Source organism: Actinosynnema sp. NPDC049800 (assembly GCF_040656635.1).
In the GTDB taxonomy this organism is placed as follows: Bacteria; Actinomycetota; Actinomycetes; order Mycobacteriales; family Pseudonocardiaceae; genus Actinosynnema.
In genome coordinates, this window is the sequence record NZ_JBFAMT010000127.1 from 1 (window position 1) to 1,161 (window position 1,161).

A 1,161-nucleotide genomic window follows, 5' to 3' on the forward strand; every position below is an offset into this window, starting at 1 on the left:
CTCGGCGCTGTGGACGGCCAGGTCGGTGCTCTTGGGGAAATACTGGCGCAGCAGGCCGTTGGTGTTTTCGTTGCTGCCGCGTTGCCAGGGGCTGGCCGGGTCGCAGAAGTAGACCGGGATGTCGGTGGCCACGCTGAACTCGTGGTGCCGCGCCATCTCCGAGCCCTGGTCCCAGGTCAGCGACCGGGTGAGGTGGGCGGGCAGGGCCTGGACGGTGATGGTCAGGGCGTCGCGGACGTGTTCGGCGGTGCGGCCGTGGGGCAGGTGCAACAGCATCACGTAGCGGGTCGCCCGTTCCACCAGCGTGCCGATGGCGGAGGCGTTGTCCTTGCCCAGGATCAGGTCGCCTTCCCAGTGGCCGGGCACCGCCCGGTCCTCGACCTCGGCCGGCCGGTCGCTGATCATCACCATCGGGTGGACGAACCGCGGCTGCCGCCGCTGCGCCTGACGGCGGGGTTTGCGCACGGTGCGGCCGGTCCGCAACGCCCGCACGAGTTCACGGCGCAACTCACCGCGTCCTTGCAGGTAGAGAGCCTGGTAGATCGTCTCGTGGGTCACGTGCCACTCCGGCCGGTCGGGGAAGTCCCGCCGCAGCACCGCGACGATCTGCTCGGGACTGTGCTTCCTGACCAGATGGTCCTGCACGATCCGATGCAGCTCCGGATCGGCCGCGAGTTTCCGCGTCTTCGGACGCGGACGACGCGCGTCGGCGCGGACCTGGGCGGCGTGCGGCCGGTAGTCCCCGGACACCGGATGGGAGTTGCGGTCCAACTCCCGTTTAACCGTCGAGGGTGACCGGCCCAACTCGGCGGCGATAGCCCGGATCGACGCCCTCGCCCGTCGCCGGTCGGCGATCACGATCCGCTCGTCCTCGTTGAGATACCGCCCCGACACCGACGGGGACGCCGCCGAGGTGATCGGCGACGCCCCCGTCTCACGGCCTGTTGGATTACGCCCGTTGCGCCAACGCTTCCCGGTCCGGATGTTGATACCGACGATCCTGCACGCTTCCCGGTTGCCGACGCCCTGACGCATGAGCGCAAGGTAAGCCTCGCGCTCACGCGTCAGACGCCGACCGCCCAGGTTGACCGACCGATCCCGGATCTCGAAATCCACCACAACTCCCCAACTGGGGTGTTGCGACGACCACTAGAACCCAAG

1 protein-coding gene is annotated in these 1,161 nt (G+C 69.0%); it reads right to left on the reverse strand.

The genetic code is table 11. The annotated features are described in order from the left end of the window. Nucleotides 1-1,116 (reverse strand): IS30 family transposase (locus tag AB0I91_RS44630; protein ID WP_499642343.1); only part of this gene is annotated, 1,116 nt, incomplete at its 3' end. Nucleotides 1,117-1,161: the final 45 nt, after the last annotated feature.